16 protein-coding genes and 1 riboswitch are annotated in these 17552 nt (G+C 33.0%); of the genes, 14 read left to right on the top strand and 2 right to left on the bottom strand.

The genetic code is table 11. From position 1 onward, the window contains the following. Positions 1–33 precede the first annotated feature (33 nt). The 13 genes from lpxD (at position 34) to ACEN2F_RS00195 (ending at position 13525) form a co-directional block, all read left to right on the top strand. The gene (gene lpxD / locus ACEN2F_RS00255; protein WP_441734548.1) at positions 34–1077 is read left to right on the top strand and encodes a UDP-3-O-(3-hydroxymyristoyl)glucosamine N-acyltransferase; all 1044 of its coding nucleotides are present in this window, start codon (positions 34–36) and stop codon (positions 1075–1077) included. Further along, a complete protein-coding gene (locus ACEN2F_RS00250) occupies positions 1070–2458 on the top strand; it encodes a bifunctional UDP-3-O-[3-hydroxymyristoyl] N-acetylglucosamine deacetylase/3-hydroxyacyl-ACP dehydratase (protein WP_441735900.1) in 1389 nt (462 codons plus the stop codon). Before lpxD ends, ACEN2F_RS00250 begins: the two co-directional genes overlap by 8 nt. Positions 2459–2527: 69 nt before the next feature. Further along, a complete protein-coding gene (gene lpxA, locus ACEN2F_RS00245; RefSeq protein WP_126451549.1) occupies positions 2528–3313 on the top strand; it encodes an acyl-ACP--UDP-N-acetylglucosamine O-acyltransferase in 786 nt (261 codons plus the stop codon). 86 nt (positions 3314–3399) lie between these two features. Further along, positions 3400–3966: an elongation factor P gene (gene efp / locus ACEN2F_RS00240; protein ID WP_441734546.1), complete on the top strand. Its 567-nt coding sequence runs from the start codon at positions 3400–3402 to the stop codon at positions 3964–3966. A gap of 69 nt (positions 3967–4035) precedes the next feature. Further along, entirely contained in the window at positions 4036–4965 is a 930-nt protein-coding gene (locus ACEN2F_RS00235) for a UDP-3-O-(3-hydroxymyristoyl)glucosamine N-acyltransferase (RefSeq protein ID WP_441734544.1), read from the top strand. A gap of 1 nt (position 4966) precedes the next feature. Next, a complete protein-coding gene (locus tag ACEN2F_RS00230; protein WP_441734542.1) occupies positions 4967–5329 on the top strand; it encodes a nuclear transport factor 2 family protein in 363 nt (120 codons plus the stop codon). Positions 5330–5424: 95 nt separating this feature from the next. After that, positions 5425–6297: a succinate--CoA ligase subunit alpha gene (gene sucD / locus ACEN2F_RS00225; protein WP_441734539.1), complete on the top strand. Its 873-nt coding sequence runs from the start codon at positions 5425–5427 to the stop codon at positions 6295–6297. Between the two features lie 215 nt (positions 6298–6512). Then, positions 6513–6935: a hypothetical protein gene (locus ACEN2F_RS00220; protein ID WP_441734536.1), complete on the top strand. Its 423-nt coding sequence runs from the start codon at positions 6513–6515 to the stop codon at positions 6933–6935. A 127-nt stretch (positions 6936–7062) separates the two neighbouring features. Continuing rightward, a riboswitch (SAM-I-IV-variant riboswitch) is annotated at positions 7063–7159 on the top strand. Positions 7160–7213: 54 nt separating this feature from the next. Beyond that, entirely contained in the window at positions 7214–8536 is a 1323-nt protein-coding gene (locus tag ACEN2F_RS00215; RefSeq protein WP_441734534.1) for a Na+/H+ antiporter NhaC family protein, read from the top strand. A gap of 183 nt (positions 8537–8719) precedes the next feature. Beyond that, on the top strand, positions 8720–9466 hold the full coding sequence (gene fabG / locus ACEN2F_RS00210; protein WP_441734531.1) for a 3-oxoacyl-[acyl-carrier-protein] reductase: 747 nt from the start codon (positions 8720–8722) through the stop codon (positions 9464–9466). A 67-nt stretch (positions 9467–9533) separates the two neighbouring features. Next, entirely contained in the window at positions 9534–11561 is a 2028-nt protein-coding gene (locus ACEN2F_RS00205; protein WP_441734528.1) for a hypothetical protein, read from the top strand. A 14-nt stretch (positions 11562–11575) separates the two neighbouring features. Next, on the top strand, positions 11576–12472 hold the full coding sequence (locus ACEN2F_RS00200) for a LysR substrate-binding domain-containing protein (protein ID WP_441734525.1): 897 nt from the start codon (positions 11576–11578) through the stop codon (positions 12470–12472). 96 nt (positions 12473–12568) lie between these two features. Then, positions 12569–13525: a YeiH family protein gene (locus ACEN2F_RS00195; RefSeq protein WP_441735898.1), complete on the top strand. Its 957-nt coding sequence runs from the start codon at positions 12569–12571 to the stop codon at positions 13523–13525. Here ACEN2F_RS00195 and ACEN2F_RS00190 read toward each other — a convergent pair. Continuing rightward, entirely contained in the window at positions 13509–14258 is a 750-nt protein-coding gene (locus ACEN2F_RS00190) for a YoaK family protein (RefSeq protein ID WP_441734522.1), read from the bottom strand. The two genes, ACEN2F_RS00195 and ACEN2F_RS00190, sit on opposite strands and share 17 nt — an antisense overlap. Positions 14259–14355: 97 nt before the next feature. Here ACEN2F_RS00190 and ACEN2F_RS00185 point away from each other — a divergent pair, with 97 nt between their 5' ends. Then, positions 14356–15354, top strand: a complete 999-nt coding sequence (locus ACEN2F_RS00185) for a zinc dependent phospholipase C family protein (protein WP_441734520.1) — start codon at positions 14356–14358, stop codon at positions 15352–15354. Positions 15355–15410: 56 nt separating this feature from the next. Here the strand turns inward: ACEN2F_RS00185 and ACEN2F_RS00180 are convergent, their stop codons facing one another. Further along, positions 15411–17510, bottom strand: coding sequence for an LTA synthase family protein (locus ACEN2F_RS00180; RefSeq protein WP_441734517.1), 2100 nt, complete (start codon positions 17508–17510; stop codon positions 15411–15413). Positions 17511–17552 lie beyond the last annotated feature (42 nt).

The raw sequence follows: 17552 nt of genomic DNA, 5'->3' as shown, positions 1-17552 counted from the left end.
TATTTAAAACCTATTTTTTATATTTTTGTCGGGATGAAATTTACAGCAGAACAAATAGCAGGGATTTTAGAAGGTGAAGTTGTAGGGAATCCCATGGCTGAAGTTTCTAGATTATCAAAAATCGAAGAAGGCACGGAAGGATCTCTTACTTTCTTGTCAAACCCAAAATATCAGAATTATATTTACTCAACTAAAGCATCAGTAACAATTGTTAATGATACCTTCATAGCTGATGCACCACTTACTACAACCTTAATTAAAGTGAATGATGCTTATTCCGCATTTTCTAAATTATTAGAATTTTACAATAAGGTAAAATTAAATAAAAGCGGTATTGAGCAGCCCTCTTTCCTTTCGGAGAATGCTAAATACGGAGCTGGTTTGTATTTAGGAAGTTTTAGTTATGTAGGACAAAATGTAGTTTTAGGAGAAAACGTAAAAATTTATCCCAATTGTTTTTTGGGTGACAATGTGGTCGTAGGAGATAATGTGATTTTATTTGCTGGCGCAAAAATATATTCGGAAACAATTATAGGGAACAATTGCACCATACATTCTGGTGCTATAATCGGTTCAGATGGTTTTGGTTTTGCACCAAATCCGGACGGAACGTATACCAAAATTCCACAAATTGGAAATGTTATAATTGAAGATAATGTTGATATTGGGTCTTGTACCACAATCGACAGAGCTACAATGGGCTCCACTATAATAAGAAAAGGAGTTAAGCTGGACAACCAAATTCAAATTGCCCACAATGTTGAAATTGGAGAGAATACGGTAATCGCCGCACAAACAGGGGTTGCGGGTTCGACTAAAATAGGTAAAAACGGAATGATTGGTGGTCAGGTTGGAATTGCAGGACATTTGACCATTGGTAATAATATACGCATTCAAGCACAATGTGGCGTAGGAAGGAATATTAAAGATAATGAAATCCTACAAGGAAGTCCCGCATTTGGTTATAATGATTTTAGTAAATCGTACGTTCACTTTAAGAATTTACCTAAAATTGTTGCAGAAATTGAAGAATTAAAAAAACAAATATTAAACCAAAAAAATGGAAACAATGGTTAAACAGAAGACCATCAAAACAGAAATCTCTCTGACTGGAGTTGGATTACACACCGGTAAAGAAGTGAAAATGACTTTTAAACCGGCTCCAATCAATAAAGGTTTTACTTTTGTTCGAGTAGATCTTGAGGGACAACCTATTGTTGAAGCTGATGCAAATTATGTTGTAAACACACAAAGAGGAACAAATCTAGAAAAATTAGGAGTAAAGATTCAAACACCCGAACATGTTTTAGCAGCATTAACAGGTTGTGATCTAGATAATGTTATTATAGAATTAAACGCTTCGGAACTTCCTATAATGGATGGCTCCTCTAAGTATTTCGTTGAAGCTCTTGAAAAAGCAGGAATTGAGGAACAAAGCGCAAAAAGAAATGTATATGTTGTAAAAGAAGTCATTTCTTTTATAGACGAAGCCACAGGCAGCGAAATTTTAATCATGCCAAGTGATCATTACTGTGTTACGGCAATGGTCGATTTTGGGACTAAAATTTTAGGGACCCAAAATGCAACAATGAAAAATATTTCTGATTTCAAAACTGAAATATCAGAATCCAGAACATTCAGTTTTTTGCATGAATTAGAATCTCTTTTAGAGAACGGTTTAATAAAAGGTGGTGATTTGAATAATGCTATTGTTTACGTTGATAAAGAAATATCTAATGCTACAATGGAAAATTTGAAACTCGCTTTTGGAAAAGATCAAATTACGGTCAAACCAAATGGTATTTTAGATAATCTAACGTTACACTATCCAAATGAAGCAGCCCGACATAAATTACTAGATGTAGTAGGCGATTTAGCGTTAATAGGAACTAAGATACAGGGGAAGGTAATAGCTAACAAACCAGGACATTTTGTGAACACACAATTTGCAAAAAAAATGGCTAAAATTATAAAAATTGAACAAAGAAATTATGTTCCAGTTTATGATTTAAACCAAGAACCATTGATGGATATTCATAAAATCATGGCAGTTTTACCGCATAGACCACCATTTTTACTGATTGACAGGATTATCGAAATGTCTGAAACTCATGTTGTGGGAATGAAAAACGTAACCATGAACGAAAATTTCTTTGTCGGACATTTTCCAGAAGCTCCAGTAATGCCTGGTGTTCTAATAGTGGAGGCGATGGCGCAAACAGGAGGAATTCTTGTTTTAAGTACGGTTCCTGATCCCGAAAATTATTTGACTTATTTTATGAAAATAGATAATGTTAAATTCAAACATAAAGTATTACCAGGTGATACTTTAATTTTTAAATGTGATTTAATAACACCTATTAGACGAGGAATTTGTCACATGCAAGCAAACGCTTACGCAAATGGAAAACTAGTGGCCGAAGCAGAATTAATGGCACAAATTGCTAAAAAACAGTAATTTTTTTTTGATTTGATTAATCGTGTACACGGTTAATCGATCAAACAGTTAAACGATTAAACAAAGAATATGAATCAACCACTAGCCTATGTTCATCCTGGCGCTAAAATAGCCAAGAATGTTGTAATCGAACCGTTTACAACCATTCATAATAATGTAGTTATAGGTGACGGAACTTGGATAGGTTCTAATGTTACCATAATGGAAGGCGCAAGAATAGGAAAAAATTGTAATATTTTTCCGGGTGCAGTAATTTCAGCAGTTCCTCAGGATTTGAAATTTGGTGGAGAAGATTCGTTAGCAATAATTGGAGACAATTGTACGATTAGAGAATGTGTAACCATCAATAGAGGAACAATAGCTTCGGGACAAACTACATTAGGCAATAATTGTTTAGTAATGGCTACAGCGCACATTGCACATGATTGTCACATTGGGGATAATGCTATTATAGTAAATGGAGTTGCTCTAGCAGGGCATGTAACAGTTGGCAAATATGCAGTTATTGGCGGATTAGCAGCAATTCATCAATTTATACACATAGGAGACCACGCGATGATATCTGGAGGTTCTTTGGTACGAAAAGATGTTCCGCCATTTACAAAAGCAGCAAAAGAACCCTTATCGTATGTTGGAATCAACTCTGTGGGATTACGTCGTCGCGGTTTTACAACAGAAAAAATTAGAGAGATACAGGATATTTACAGAATTTTATATCAAAAAAATTACAACACTACTCAAGCTTTAGGAATTATTGAAGCGGAGATGGAAGCAACACCGGAAAGAGATGAAATTATAGACTTCATTCGGAATTCATCACGAGGAGTAATGAAAGGATATTCTGGAAATTATTAAGAATATGTTGGCTAATCGTTTATTTGCGTAAACGATTAAATAAATAGATGATAAAAAAAATTAGCGGATAAACAAAAAAAGAAAAAATGGCATCTACATCAGATATTAAAAACGGATTGTGTATTAAATACAACAACGACATTTACAAAATTATTGAGTTTCTTCACGTAAAGCCAGGAAAAGGCCCTGCTTTTGTTAGAACCAAATTGAGAAGTTTAACTAACGGAAAAGTATTGGATAATACCTTTTCTGCGGGTCACAAAATCGAAGAAGTAAGGGTTGAAAACCATAAATTTCAGTTTTTGTATCCTGAAGGAGAAGATTTTCATTTTATGAACACAGAGACTTTCGAACAAATTACGTTGAATAAAAATATTTTAGATTCACCTGATTTGTTGAAAGAAGGAGAAAACGTAATGGTAAGTATTAATACTGAAACTGATTTACCTCTTTCTGTAGATATGCCGGCATCTGTTATACTTGAAGTTACTTATGCGGAGCCCGGAATTAAAGGAAATACAGCAACTAATGCAACGAAATCAGCAACTGTTGAAACAGGTGCAACGGTAAATGTACCTTTGTTTATCAATGAAGGGGATAAAATTAAAATTGATACTGCTTCCGGAAATTACATGGAAAGAGTTAAAGAATAGTTTGCAGTAATCAGTGTTCAGCAATTAAATATACTGGACACTGATTACTGAATACTGAATACTAAATAAATGAAATTCCAAAAAGTATACACTTTAGAAGAAATTGCCCGTATTATCGACTGCGAATACGTTGGTGATGCTACTTTTCCAGTTTCAGGAATGAATGAAATTCATGTAGTTGAAGCTGGAGATATTGTATTTGTGGATCATCCTAAATATTATGATAAAGCATTAAATTCTGCAGCAACTATTGTTTTAATTAATAAAATGGTAGCTTGTCCAGATGGAAAAGCCTTATTGATTTCTGAAGATCCTTTTAGAGATTTTAATAAATTGACAAACTATTTCAAGCCATTTCAATTTTCAAATGTTTCAATTGCTACTTCAGCTTTAATAGGTGAAGGAACTGTGATACAGCCAAATACATTTATTGGAAATCATGTTGTTATTGGCAATAATTGCTTGATTCATTCTAATGTTTCCATTTATGATTGTACCGTAATTGGAGATAATGTTATTATTCACGCAGGGACTGTTCTGGGTACCGATGCTTTTTATTACAAAAAACGTCCTGAAGGATATGATCAGTTGCTTTCGGGAGGGCGAGTTGTTATTAAAGATAATGTAGCAATAGGGGCGCTTTGTACTATTGATAAAGGAGTTACTGGCGATACCATCATTGGCGAAGGCACAAAAATTGACAATCAGGTTCATGTGGGTCATGACACCGTTATTGGAAAAAAATGTTTAATTGCTTCACAAACCGGAATAGCTGGTTGCGTAATTATTGAAGATGAAGTTACAATTTGGGGACAAGTTGGCACTACAAGCGGGATAACAATAGGAGCAAAGGCTGTTATTTTGGGTCAAACTGGCGTAACAAAATCAGTAGAAGGTGGTAAATCATATTTTGGTACTCCAATTGAAGAATCAAGAGAAAAATTGAAACAACTGGCCAATATCAAGAAGATTCCAGAAATACTAAATAAACTAAAATAATATGTCTGCTAAAGAAATCGTTCAGCAATTTTACAAATCAGATGCCCTTATTGATAGCGAAGTCATTAAAGACTTTTTGCATCCTGAGGTCCTCGTTGAATGGAACAGTAGTAAAGGATTCATAAAACTTGATTATAACTCTTTACTAAATTTATCCTCTGAATTAAGCAAAGCCTACGTGCGATCTAAAGTTAGAATAAGTCATATTATTGGAGAAAATGATCTGATTTCAGTACGATATTCTCATTTTGTGAAAACGATTGAGAACCCAAGAGAAGAGATGTTATTGGCGCATTTTATTGTTATTTGGGAAATAAAAGACAATAAACTATTTCGAGGGTATCAAATGAGCCAATTATCCTAATTTAGTGTCAAAAAACTGAATGCTGAAGATTGATTAGTGCTTACTATTTTATACTTTTGCATAACGATTTAAAAAAACTATATAAAAAATATATCATGAGTGTTTTAGTTAATAAGGATTCCAAAATAATTGTTCAAGGTTTTACAGGAAGCGAAGGAACTTTCCATGCTTCTCAAATGATTGAGTACGGTACTAACGTTGTTGGTGGTGTAACTCCTGGAAAAGGAGGAACAACTCACTTAGACAGACCCGTTTTTAATACTGTAAAAGATGCTGTAGAACAAGCAGGAGCTGACACAACTATCATTTTTGTACCACCAGCTTTTGCTGCTGATGCAATAATGGAAGCTGCAGATGCAGGGATAAAAGTAATTATTGCAATTACTGAAGGTATTCCTGTTGCTGACATGATAAAAGCAAACAGTTATGTTAAAGAAAGAAATTCTAGATTAATAGGTCCTAACTGTCCAGGTGTAATTACTCCGGGTGAAGCTAAAGTTGGAATTATGCCAGGTTTTGTTTTTGAAAAAGGAACTGTTGGGATTGTTTCTAAATCGGGAACTTTAACTTACGAAGCTGCGGATCAAGTGGTAAAACAAGGATTAGGAATCACTACTGCAATTGGTATTGGTGGAGACCCAATCATTGGAACTACTACGAAAGAAGCCGTTGAATTGTTGATGAACGATCCAGAAACAGAATGTATTGTAATGATTGGTGAAATTGGTGGACAATTAGAAGCTGATGCTGCTCATTGGATCAAAGCTGATGGTAACCGTAAACCAGTTGTAGGATTCATTGCAGGAGTTACTGCTCCAGCAGGACGTACAATGGGACATGCAGGTGCAATCGTTGGTGGATCTGACGATACTGCCGAAGCTAAAAAACAAATCATGAGAGAATGTGGAATTCACGTAGTAGATTCTCCCGCTGAAATTGGTAAAAAAGTAAAAGAAGTTTTAGGATAATCTAAACTCTAATTAAATATTTTAAAAGCCTCACAATTTGTGGGGCTTTTTTATTATAAATTCAATTAAAGAAATATCTTTGCACTTTATTAAATAGCTCTGTTTTTCAGATTTAAAAATAATAAAAACAAACATAAACGAATGGTTTATAATGACCCTCACGGTTTTGTGGGGTATTTTTTTGCCGAAGCCAATTCAAATTAAAAATAAATAAAATGTATAAAGAGTTAAAAAAATTCAAAGTTACCAATCAGTTTTCCTTTACGACAGAAGATAGTTTAGCTGAAGTTTGCAACGCATCAGAAGGATCAGGAGTATTTCTAGTATATTCAGTTGGGGATGAAAAAGAGTTAATTATGGTTGGTTCTACTGGAACTGTTCAAAATAACGGAACTTTGAAAATTAAAAATGGTGGCTTGAAAGAAAAAATTGTAGAAGGACACCAATTTGCAAAAACAGGAAGAAAATATTCTTGGCCAGCACAAATGAAAATCGAAGATATTAGTACATTAGAAGTAGTTTGGTATGAAACATTCAATGATAAAACTAAAGCAATTCCAACATTTGTAGAAGGACAAGTTTTACAAAACTTCCTTGATGAAAATGGAAGATTGCCAAAATGGAACGTAGCTTTCTAAAAAGTTAACAACTGTTTTTCAGTATATTAAATAAAATTGCACTACATTTTTATGTAGTGCTTTTTTTTGTATTATTATTTTTTTGAATTAAACTTGAAATATTTCACAAATAATTAGTTACTTTTGCAACCGTTATCACGAATCCTGCACTAGGATAGCAACCTGCAACAACAAGCAAGGTGCTAAAACGATAAGCCAAATCCTTTGGAAAAAATGTTGTTTACATTCCCATTTTTAGCTTTGTTTTTCGTCATAATTTTAAATTCTAAATTATTTTTATGACTTTATTTTCAAAAGACAAGGGAAGTGCCTTTGCATTAATTCCGCTGTTTGTTTTTATTCTTACCTTTTTAGGAGCAGGAATCATTTTGAATGATTTTTATGCTTTTCCATCGCCAGTAGCGGTTGTAGTTGGTATCATTGCAGCTTTTTTACTATTCAAAGCCTCAACGGAGGATAAAGTTGCTACGTTAATTGCAGGTTGTGGTGAAAGTAAAATCATGACCATGTGTTTAATTTACTTATTAGCGGGAGCATTTGCAGTGGTGAGTAAAGCGATGGGTGGTGTTGATGCTGTTGTAAATCTTGGAATAAATACTATTGATGTTGCTTATTTTCCGTTGGGGATTTTCTTGATAGCTTCTTTTTTATCAACAGCAACGGGTACTTCAGTAGGTGCAATTGTAGCTATTGGCCCAATAGCAGTAGCTTTAGCTGATAGAAGTGGCGCTTCATTGCCGTTGATCGCTGGTGCTTTGTTGGGAGGATCGATGTTAGGAGACAATCTTTCTATGATTTCTGATACTACAATCGCTGCGACGCAATCATTAGGGTGTGAATTAAAAGACAAATTCAAAATAAACTTATTTATCGCTTTTCCTGCTGCAATTTTGACAATTCTTGTTTTCTTCTATCTTGGTTTAAACTCCGATATTGTGACCGTTGCCATCGAAAAAAATGATTTTTCATGGATTGCAATTGTGCCTTATCTTTTAGTAATAGTATTGGCCGTTGTAGGTGTTAATGTTTTTTCAACATTGCTTATTGGTACTTTATTAGCTGGAATCATTGGGTATTTTGGTGGTTCCTTTACACTAATGGAGTTCACTCAAAAAATATATGAGGGTTTTACCAGTATGACTGATATTTTCTTATTGTCAATGCTTACGGGAGGTTTAGCCGCTATGGTAGATAAAGCAGGTGGAATAACGTATTTATTAGTTCAAATTAAAAAAAGAATTAAAAGTAAGAAATCTGCACAAGCTGGAATTGGCGCTTTGGTAGGTTTTGCTAATTTAGCAATAGCCAATAACACCGTTTCTATTGTCATTACGGGACCAATTGCTAAAGAAATTAATGATGAGTATGATTTAAATCCTAAAAAAACAGCTGCAATTTTGGATATTTTTTCGTGCATTGTTCAAGGAGTTTTACCTTATGGGGCTCAAATATTACTAATATTGAGTTTTTCTAATGGTAAATTAGATTTCTTTGATTTAATTAGTAATGCATGGTATCATTTGTTTTTATTAGTTTTTACCTTGGTGGCAATTTACAGTTCATCTTGGGATAAACTAGTAAAGCAATTCTTAAAAATTTAAAAACAAAATATTGATGGTTCTTGCTTTTGAAATTTTTTTTAAAAAGAGAATTATTCTATATTTGACGAGTGTAAGATAGCCCTGATAGTAGTGAAAATCCTTTTATGTAAGCGATAGCGGTCATAAAAGATTGTAGCGGATAGCAGGAATAGCTCCAAATAAAATTTAAATTAATTACTGAAAATGAAATTACTAGAAGGAAAAGTTGCCATAATTACTGGTGCGAGTCGCGGAATTGGAAAAGGAATTGCTGAAGTTTTTGCAAAACAGGGAGCAAATGTTGCTTTTACGTATAGTTCATCAGTAGAATCAGCTTTGGCTCTTGAAAATGAGTTGAATGCTCTGGGTATTAAAGCCAAAGGATACCAATCGAATGCCGCTGATTTTAATGAAGCTCAAACTCTGGTAGACGCGGTTTTGGCTGAATTTGGAACGGTTGATATTCTAATAAACAACGCCGGAATTACTAAAGACAATCTATTGATGCGTATGTCAGAAGGCGATTTTGATCAAGTAATTGATGTTAATTTGAAATCGGTTTTTAATATGACTAAAGCTATTCAACGTACTTTCTTGAAGCAACGTTCTGGTTCAATTATCAATATGAGTTCAGTAGTAGGAGTAAAAGGAAATGCCGGGCAAACGAATTATGCAGCTTCTAAAGCGGGAGTAATTGGTTTTTCTAAATCTGTAGCATTAGAATTAGGATCTCGTAATATTCGTTGTAATGTAATTGCTCCTGGATTTATAGAAACGGAAATGACGGCTAAATTAAACGAAGATGTTGTAAAAGGATGGAGAGACGGAATTCCGTTGAAACGTGGCGGAACGACAGAAGATGTTGCTAATGCGTGTCTTTTCTTTGCTTCGGATATGAGCGCGTATGTAACTGGACAGGTTATGAATGTTTGTGGAGGAATGCTTACTTAAAAAGTTGGCAGTTTCCAGTAATCAGGAAGCTGAGAACTGAATACTGAACACTGAACACTGCTAAAATATGACAACAAACACGCTACTATTATTACTGCTTTCATTACTAATAGCTGGTGGTTTGTCGTTTTTTCAATATCTCTATAAAGCCAAAAACAAATCGAAAGTCGGTTGGTTTTTGGCTTTTTTGCGTTTTTTATCCATTTTTGGAATTTTATTATTGTTGATTAATCCAATAATAAATAAAAATACGCTTGAAACGATAAGAACTCCTTTGCCAATTGTTGTTGATAATTCCAGTTCTATCTCTTTTTTGAATGCCAATGAAAAAGCATTAGAATTGTATAAAAAAATAAAGTCGAACTCTGATTTACAAGCAAAATTTGATGTTCAATCGTATCAGTTCTCCTATGATTTTGAACCTACTGAAACATTTGATTTTAATGGAACCCAAAGTAATATTGATGTTGTTGCCAAAAATCTAAAAAGCATTTATAAAAATATAACGTATCCAACAGTTTTAATTACTGACGGAAATCAAACCTCCGGGAATGACTACGTTTATAGTTTTGATGCTGTAAATAAAGTGTATCCAGTAATTGTAGGCGATACAATGACTTTTTTAGATTTCAAAATCAATCAACTAAACGTTAATAAATACGCTTTTCATAAGAATAAATATCCTGTAGAAGCTTTTTTACAGTATTCAGGAACCAAAAGTATAACTGCTGATTTTGTTATTTCGCAAGGCAATTCGGTATTCAGTAAACAATCGATTTCCTTTTCACCTTCCAAGAAAACAGCAACTGTAAACGTACTTTTACCAGCTGATAAAATAGGATTACAGGTTTTTAAAGCTACAATATCATCAAAAGAAAAAGAAAAAAATAAGTACAATAACACTAAAAATTTTGCGGTTGAAGTCATTGACCAAAAAACAAATATTGCTATCGTATCTGCTATTAATCATCCTGATTTAGGTGCGATGAAAAGAGCAATTGAATCGAATGTACAGCGTAAAGTAACGATTTTTAAACCAAAAGAAATCAGAACAGTACAAGATTATAATGTTTTGATTTTATACCAACCAACATCCGAGTTTAAAACCATTTTTGAGAATAATAAAGCTGCCGGAATCAATACGTTTATCATTACAGGAAGCAACACTGATTTCAATTTTCTGAATCAGCAGCAGGATAATTTGAGCTTTAAAATGAGCGGACAAAAAGAAGATTATTTGTCGGTTTTTAACGGGCAGTTTAATTTATTTGCAGCTGATAATATCGGTTTTGAAAATTTACCGCCTTTGCAAAATGCATTTGGAACCGTTACTACAAAAGGAGCGGTGTCTGTTTTACTTTCATCCAAAATCAGAGCTATAGATACCAATTCACCTTTGTTGGCTTTTGTCGAAAATCAGGGGAAACGAGCCGCTTATCTTTTAGGGGAAAATAGTTGGAAATGGCGTTTGCAAACCCATTACGAAAACCAATCTTTTAAAAAATATGATGTTTTCATCGATAAGATTATTCAATTTTTGGCTTCTAATAATTCTAAAAAATCACTAGTGATTGAACATGAAAGCTTCTTTAATTCAGGTGAAGCTATTGAAATAACCGCTCAATTTTTTAATAAAAATTATGAGTTTGATGAGAAAGCCCGTTTGACAATTGCAGTAACTAATACAAAAACGAAGCAAACTAAAAATTACGATTTATTAAAAGGAAATAATTCCTATAAAGTCAATCTTGACGGATTGAAAGCTGGTTCTTATGCGTTTACAGTAAAAGAATTGAATTCTAAAACTAACTATTCCAGTAGTTTTGAAATTCTTGATTTTGATATCGAAAAGCAATTCGTCAATCCTGATGTGGAGAAATTGACACAATTAGCCACGCAAACACAAGGAAAAGCTTTTTTCCCGGATCAAGTAGATGTGTTGATTAAAACGCTTTTAGAAAATGAGGAATATAAAGCAATCGAGAAAAACGTTGTTACAAAAACTCCTTTGATAGATTGGATTTGGTTATTGGTTTTAATTTCAGTTTTGCTGGCAACCGAGTGGTTTGTTCGAAAATACAACGGATTACTGTAACACAATCAAATAACATGGATTTTAGACTGAAAGTATTTTATACTGTTGCCAATCGTTTGAGTTTTACAAGAGCTGCAACCGAATTATTCATTACGCAACCTGCGATTTCCAAACATATTCAAGAGTTAGAAGAGCAATATAAAATCAAATTGTTTGACAGGAATGGTTCCAAAATCGCATTGACACCTGCAGGTGAAGTGCTATTAAAACATACCAAAAACATTTTCGAACTTTATAGAGAAATCGATTTTGATATGAGCACTCTTATTAATCAACGTTCCGGATTGTTGCGATTAGGCGCCAGTACAACGATTTCTCAGTATATTATTCCGCCACTTTTAGCTCGTTTCCACCAAAAATTACAAGATGTAAAAGTGAGTTTACTCAATGGAAATACCGAACAAATAGAAAATGCTTTACTAAACCAGGAAATTGAAATAGGAATTGTTGAAGGGCAATCAAAAAATAAATCTATTAAATATACTGAGTTTTTAAAAGATGAATTGGTACTAGTTTGTAAGAGTTCCAATCCGTTAGTAAGTCTTGATGAAGTAACTCAGGATGAGCTTAAAAAGATGTATTTTTTAATGAGGGAACAGGGTTCAGGAACACTTGAAGTTATTGAACATGCGTTAAAACCATTTGACATTAAACTTTCTGAACTACAAATTGAAATGCAATTAGGAAGTACTGAAAGCATAAAATCCTACTTAATGAACTCTGATTGTGTGGCTTTTATATCCATTCATGCGATAAAAAAAGAACTTCAAAACAATGAATTGGCTATATTAGATATTAAAGATTTAGTTATAGAACGTTACTTTTACGTCATTACGTTACAAGGAAAAATAGATTCGCTATCGGATTTGTTTATCCAAAACATTTCCAATCATTATAATTTAAAGTTATAGCGGATTATAATTTGCGATTGGCTTAAATAGATTTATCGTTCCACCTTTGTACTGTACTAATTCAACAACTTTACATTGGAAACGCATCAAAAAGTGATTCAAAAAGAATCCTTTATTTTTTTTAAAGTAAATGCCCCTTTGAAGCAACTTATTTTTGTTGTCTTGCTATTGTTTTGTACCACTATTTATGTTTCTCCGCCAATTGCCTTAGTATTAGGATTGATTGTAGCCAATCTTTTTGGACATCCTTTTCTAGAATTGAATCATAAAGCTACTAATTATCTATTGCAGTTTTCAGTGGTTGGTTTAGGATTTGGAATGAATGTTCACAGTGCGGTATCTGCAGGAAAAGAAGGTTTTGTGTTTACGATTATTTCTATTGTAAGCACTTTAGTTTTGGGAACTTGTCTTGGAAAATGGTTTAAAACCGATAAGAAAACATCGCATTTAATTTCTTGTGGAACTGCAATTTGTGGAGGAAGTGCCATTGCCGCAATTGCTCCAATAATCAAATCCAATGAAAAACAAACTTCAATTGCATTAGGAGTAATTTTTATTCTGAATTCAGTTGCACTGTTTTTATTTCCTGCAGTAGGTCATTGGTTGGATCTAACTCAAAAAGAGTTTGGATTATGGTGCGCCATTGCTATTCACGACACGAGTTCTGTGGTAGGAGCAGCGAGTAAATTTGGCCCCGAAGCCTTACAAATTGCTACAACGGTAAAATTGGCCCGTGCGTTATGGATTATTCCTGTTGCACTGATTACGGCATTTATTTTTAAAAATAAATCCGGAAAAATAAAAATTCCCTATTTTATCGGATTGTTTGTTTTAGCGATGATTGCCAACACTTATCTGCCAAAAATGGAAATAGTAGGAGCATTGCTGGTTTCGATTGCCAAAATAGGTCTGACAATAACTTTGTTCCTAATTGGAGCAGGATTAAATAGTACTATTTTAAAAACGGTGGGTTTAAAACCGCTTTTGCAGGGAGTTTTACTTTGGATATTTATAGCAACAGCTACTTTGTTGGCAATTATTTATTTGGAATAACTTTATGTGTAAATTTCTTTCGTTTAATGACATGAAATTGCAAACGTAAATAATCATACAAAAGTGCGTACAATAAGAACATAGCTGCAATAAAAAGTGTCTTCATTTTCATTGTATCATACAAAAAACCTCCTAAAATACAACCCATGAAAAAGAAAATAATGATAGATAATCTCAAATAAATACTGATTTTTAATTTTTTGTTTTCTTCTGGTTTTTTATAAAAGAACAATTGCGATAATTCAATACCTAAATCAGTAAAAAGTCCGGTTAAATGGGTTGTTCGAACGGTAGCTTGAGAAATTTTAGTCACCAATGAGTTTTGAATTCCCATTGCAAAAAGCATCGAAAAAGCAATCCATTTTCCTTCAGAACTGGATAATGCAGACTGAACTCCAAAAAGCCCAATACTTATCAAAATAACCATTTCAAGCGAAATAGGAATCACGTGAGATAAATCAGGATGTTTTTTTGAAATCAATTCTGCTAAGAAATTAGAAGTGAAAGCACCCAACAAAAAGAAAATCGTGAATACAAAGAAAGTAATAGCGGCTCGATAATCTCGTTTCATTATTTCTTCCGCAAAAAAGGCGAAATGACCAGTAACATTTGTTGTTAGTGTTTTTACCGATAAAACTCCCGTAACATTTACAATTCCAGCAACAAAAGATAATAAAGTGGCTAAACGAAGATTATGAATAAAAGTTCTATTTTTCCCTTGGTGTCGAAACATATTTGTAGTTTTCTTTTTAAATTAATAAAATCTTAAACCGATTTTTTTTTAATAACGATGTAATGAAATACATTTGTACTTCAAAAAAATAAATTTAATGAAAAATTTTAAAATTAGACCTACGCTTATCGCTTTATCTACGCTTGGCGTTGCTTTTTTTCTTCTGTCATGGGGAGTAATTGGACACGAGCGAATCAATAGGGCAGCAGTAATGGCACTCCCAAAACCATTGCAAACCTTTTTTTACAATCATATTGATTTCCTTACACAAGAATCTACAGTTCCGGATTTGAGAAGAAATGTTTTGAATGATAAAGCAGAACCACCACGTCATTATTTTGATATGGAAAATTTTGGCGCTGTGGAGACATTTCCTAAAACAATGGAAGAAGCAAAACTAAAATACGATGAGAAGTTTTTGAATAAAAATGGAATATTACCATGGTACATTCAGGATATGATGGTCAAGCTGACTAAAGCTTTCAAAGATAAAAGAAAAAACGAAATACTATTTATTGCGGGTGATTTAGGACATTATATTGCAGATGCGCACATGCCATTGCATACATCAGACAATCATGACGGACAAAACACGAATCAAAAAGGAATTCATTCCTTATGGGAAAGCCGTCTGCCTGAATTATTTGCCAAAGATTATAAATTGAATGTCGCGCAAGGAATTTATTTAGATAATGTGGAGAAAGCTACTTGGGAAATGATCTTAGACACCCATAGTTTAGTAGAGCCGTTGTTAGCAGCCGATAAAAAACTTAGAATTACAACTGCTGAAAACAAAATGTACGTAACCGATGCAGCAGGAAATGTTGTCAAGAATAAATATGGTGGAATGTTATATTCAGATGAGTATGCAGGAAAATTGCACGCTGATTTAAATGGAATGGTAGAAAAACAAATGAAAAAAGCGATCACAGTAACAGCAAGTTTTTGGTATACCGCTTGGGTCAATGCAGGAAAACCTGATTTAAGTAATCTGGATACTGCTGAACTTACGAAACGTAACAGTAAAACTTTAAAAAAGGATCTAAAAACTTTTGAAAAAGGAAATCTTTTTGGTTTAACAAACGAAAAAGAATAACGATATATTTCCAATTAAAAAACGGGTGAAATTAGACTTTCATCCGTTTTTTTATGCTAATTAATTTTCTGATAATTCTTTTTCTTTAACATATCCGAAGCCGTTTGATAGTATGAAATTGTTTCGTTTACCAAATCCGTTCTTTGTTTAGTGAGCGGTATTTGATCAAAAAAAATCTGAAAATCCGGAGCTACTTTTTGATTAGGTTTCAAAGTCAATTGAAATTGTTTTACGGTTTGTTTAGGAGAAATAATCGTTAGAATATTGTCTTTAATTAATCCTAAATCCTGATAGGTAGCAATTAATGCTCTGGGTTTATAATCTGGTTTTAAAACATCCTGACCAAAGAATTTACTTTGGTAATCAAAATTTAATAACCCAAATAGTGTTGGCATAACATCCATTTGTGACATCAAATTGGTATATTTTTTTGGTTCAACAAAACCTGGACTGTAAATCATTGCCGGAATTCTGTATTTATCAGCTGGAAGTTCTGTCTTGCCTGCACTAGAAGCACAATGATCAGCAAGAATGACAAAAACAGTATTAGCAAACCAAGGCTGTTTCTTAGCTAAATCAAAGAATTTCTTCATTGCATAATCCGTATATTTTACACCACCGTCACGAGACTTTGCATCAGCAGGAATATCAATTTTTCCATTTGGATATGTAAATGGTCTGTGATTACTCACGGTCATAATATGATTGAAAAATGGCTTATTTGTCGTTGCTTCCTTATTCATTTCTTTGATGGCTTTAATGTACATATCCTCATCACAAACACCCCAAATATTAGAAAAAGTAATTTCGTTGGGTTTAAATGCTTTTTTGTCTACAATTTCATATCCATTTCCTGTAAAAAAATCACCCATGTTATCAAAGAAGGAATCGCCGCCATACATGAATTTTACTACATAGCCTTTTTGCTTAAAGACACTTCCAGTTGAGAATTTATTTTTATTGTCTTCCCGTTTTACTACACTCTCTCCAGGAGTTGGAGGAAAGCATAAAGTAACGGCTTCAAGACCGCGAACAGTTCTATTTCCAACGGCATAAAGATTGGTGAAAACTAAACTTTTAGTTGCTAAACTATCTAAAAATGGAGTATTATTTTTTTCATTTCCATACATTCTCATAAATTCTGCACTATAACTTTCGATGGTAATCAGAACTACATTTTTGTGATTTTCAACTGCCTCATTTTTTATTTCTCTTAAAGTTGTTGTGCCTGAAATGGCAGTAATTTGCTGCTTTAATTGCGTAAATGCTTCTTGATTGGGTACTGTTTTATAGAATTTAAAATAATCTAATTCACTTTTCATAAATGCAGTATAAAATTTAAACAGACCATTGGACTGTAATTCATTAGCAAACATATTTTGAGAATTTTCTTTAGCAGATAAAGCTGGAATTGCCAATAATGAAAATCCTACAAGTAGCAGATAAACTGCTGAAATTTTCATTTTTTGTCCAAAAGAAGGAATATTTTCAATGTAATTTTTCGATCTTTTTACAATAAAATAAGTTACTAATCCTGCAAGAGCAAACAGCGCTGAAAACAACGGAATAACAGGATAGGATTCCATTATATTTCCGATAACTTCATTGGTATAAACCAAATAATTGACTGCAATGAAATTATATCTAACTCCAAATTCATTCCAAAAAAAGTATTCACTGATCGAGTTTTGCAAAATTAAAACTACATAAAAAAAGATGACAAAGGAAAATAACCAAAACCGAATTTGGTTTCTATATTTTGGTAAAAAAAGTAATAATCCAAATAAAATTGTTTTTATAGAAAGGAAAGCTGTCGCAATTTTGGGTAATACACTACCATATTCGTTAAGTATTGTGTTTCCTAAAGAAACGTGCAATAATAAGAGGATCAGTAATCCAAAAATTAAATATCCATAGGGTTTGTAATATTTAGAATTGGAAATAAAAATAAGATACAGCCACAAAAAACTACTGATTAGGATAAAAACAAAAATATCGGATAAAAATCCAAGGATAAAAATATAAAACAAGTCAATCCCTGCAAAGGACGCTTGCGTTATGGGATGAAATAAAAGTATAGCACGGATAATTATATTTAAACCGATGTAAAACAACAGCAAATAAAAAAATGGGGAGACTTTTTTAAAGATCTTCATAACTTTTTTTTAACAAATATAACCTCAATTACGAAAATTTAT

The sequence above is a fragment of the Flavobacterium sp. W20_MBD1_R3 genome, from assembly GCF_052119725.1.
Taxonomy (GTDB): domain Bacteria; phylum Bacteroidota; class Bacteroidia; order Flavobacteriales; family Flavobacteriaceae; genus Flavobacterium.
Note: the sequence above shows the minus strand (reverse complement) of the source record. Positions and strands in the feature narration are given on the sequence as shown.

Excerpts from the sequence above, each read along its gene's own strand:
- lpxD (WP_441734548.1), top strand. The coding sequence starts at position 34 with ATGAAATTTACAGCAGAACAAATAGCAGGGATTTTAGAAGGTGAAGTT.
- ACEN2F_RS00250 (WP_441735900.1), top strand. The coding sequence starts at position 1,070 with ATGGTTAAACAGAAGACCATCAAAACAGAAATCTCTCTGACTGGAGTT.
- lpxA (WP_126451549.1), top strand. The coding sequence starts at position 2,528 with ATGAATCAACCACTAGCCTATGTTCATCCTGGCGCTAAAATAGCCAAG.
- efp (WP_441734546.1), top strand. The coding sequence starts at position 3,400 with ATGGCATCTACATCAGATATTAAAAACGGATTGTGTATTAAATACAAC.
- ACEN2F_RS00235 (WP_441734544.1), top strand. The coding sequence starts at position 4,036 with ATGAAATTCCAAAAAGTATACACTTTAGAAGAAATTGCCCGTATTATC.
- ACEN2F_RS00230 (WP_441734542.1), top strand. The coding sequence starts at position 4,967 with ATGTCTGCTAAAGAAATCGTTCAGCAATTTTACAAATCAGATGCCCTT.
- sucD (WP_441734539.1), top strand. The coding sequence starts at position 5,425 with ATGAGTGTTTTAGTTAATAAGGATTCCAAAATAATTGTTCAAGGTTTT.
- ACEN2F_RS00220 (WP_441734536.1), top strand. The coding sequence starts at position 6,513 with ATGTATAAAGAGTTAAAAAAATTCAAAGTTACCAATCAGTTTTCCTTT.
- ACEN2F_RS00215 (WP_441734534.1), top strand. The coding sequence starts at position 7,214 with ATGACTTTATTTTCAAAAGACAAGGGAAGTGCCTTTGCATTAATTCCG.
- fabG (WP_441734531.1), top strand. The coding sequence starts at position 8,720 with ATGAAATTACTAGAAGGAAAAGTTGCCATAATTACTGGTGCGAGTCGC.
- ACEN2F_RS00205 (WP_441734528.1), top strand. The coding sequence starts at position 9,534 with ATGACAACAAACACGCTACTATTATTACTGCTTTCATTACTAATAGCT.
- ACEN2F_RS00200 (WP_441734525.1), top strand. The coding sequence starts at position 11,576 with ATGGATTTTAGACTGAAAGTATTTTATACTGTTGCCAATCGTTTGAGT.
- ACEN2F_RS00190 (WP_441734522.1), bottom strand. The coding sequence starts at position 14,258 with ATGTTTCGACACCAAGGGAAAAATAGAACTTTTATTCATAATCTTCGT.
- ACEN2F_RS00185 (WP_441734520.1), top strand. The coding sequence starts at position 14,356 with ATGAAAAATTTTAAAATTAGACCTACGCTTATCGCTTTATCTACGCTT.
- ACEN2F_RS00180 (WP_441734517.1), bottom strand. The coding sequence starts at position 17,510 with ATGAAGATCTTTAAAAAAGTCTCCCCATTTTTTTATTTGCTGTTGTTT.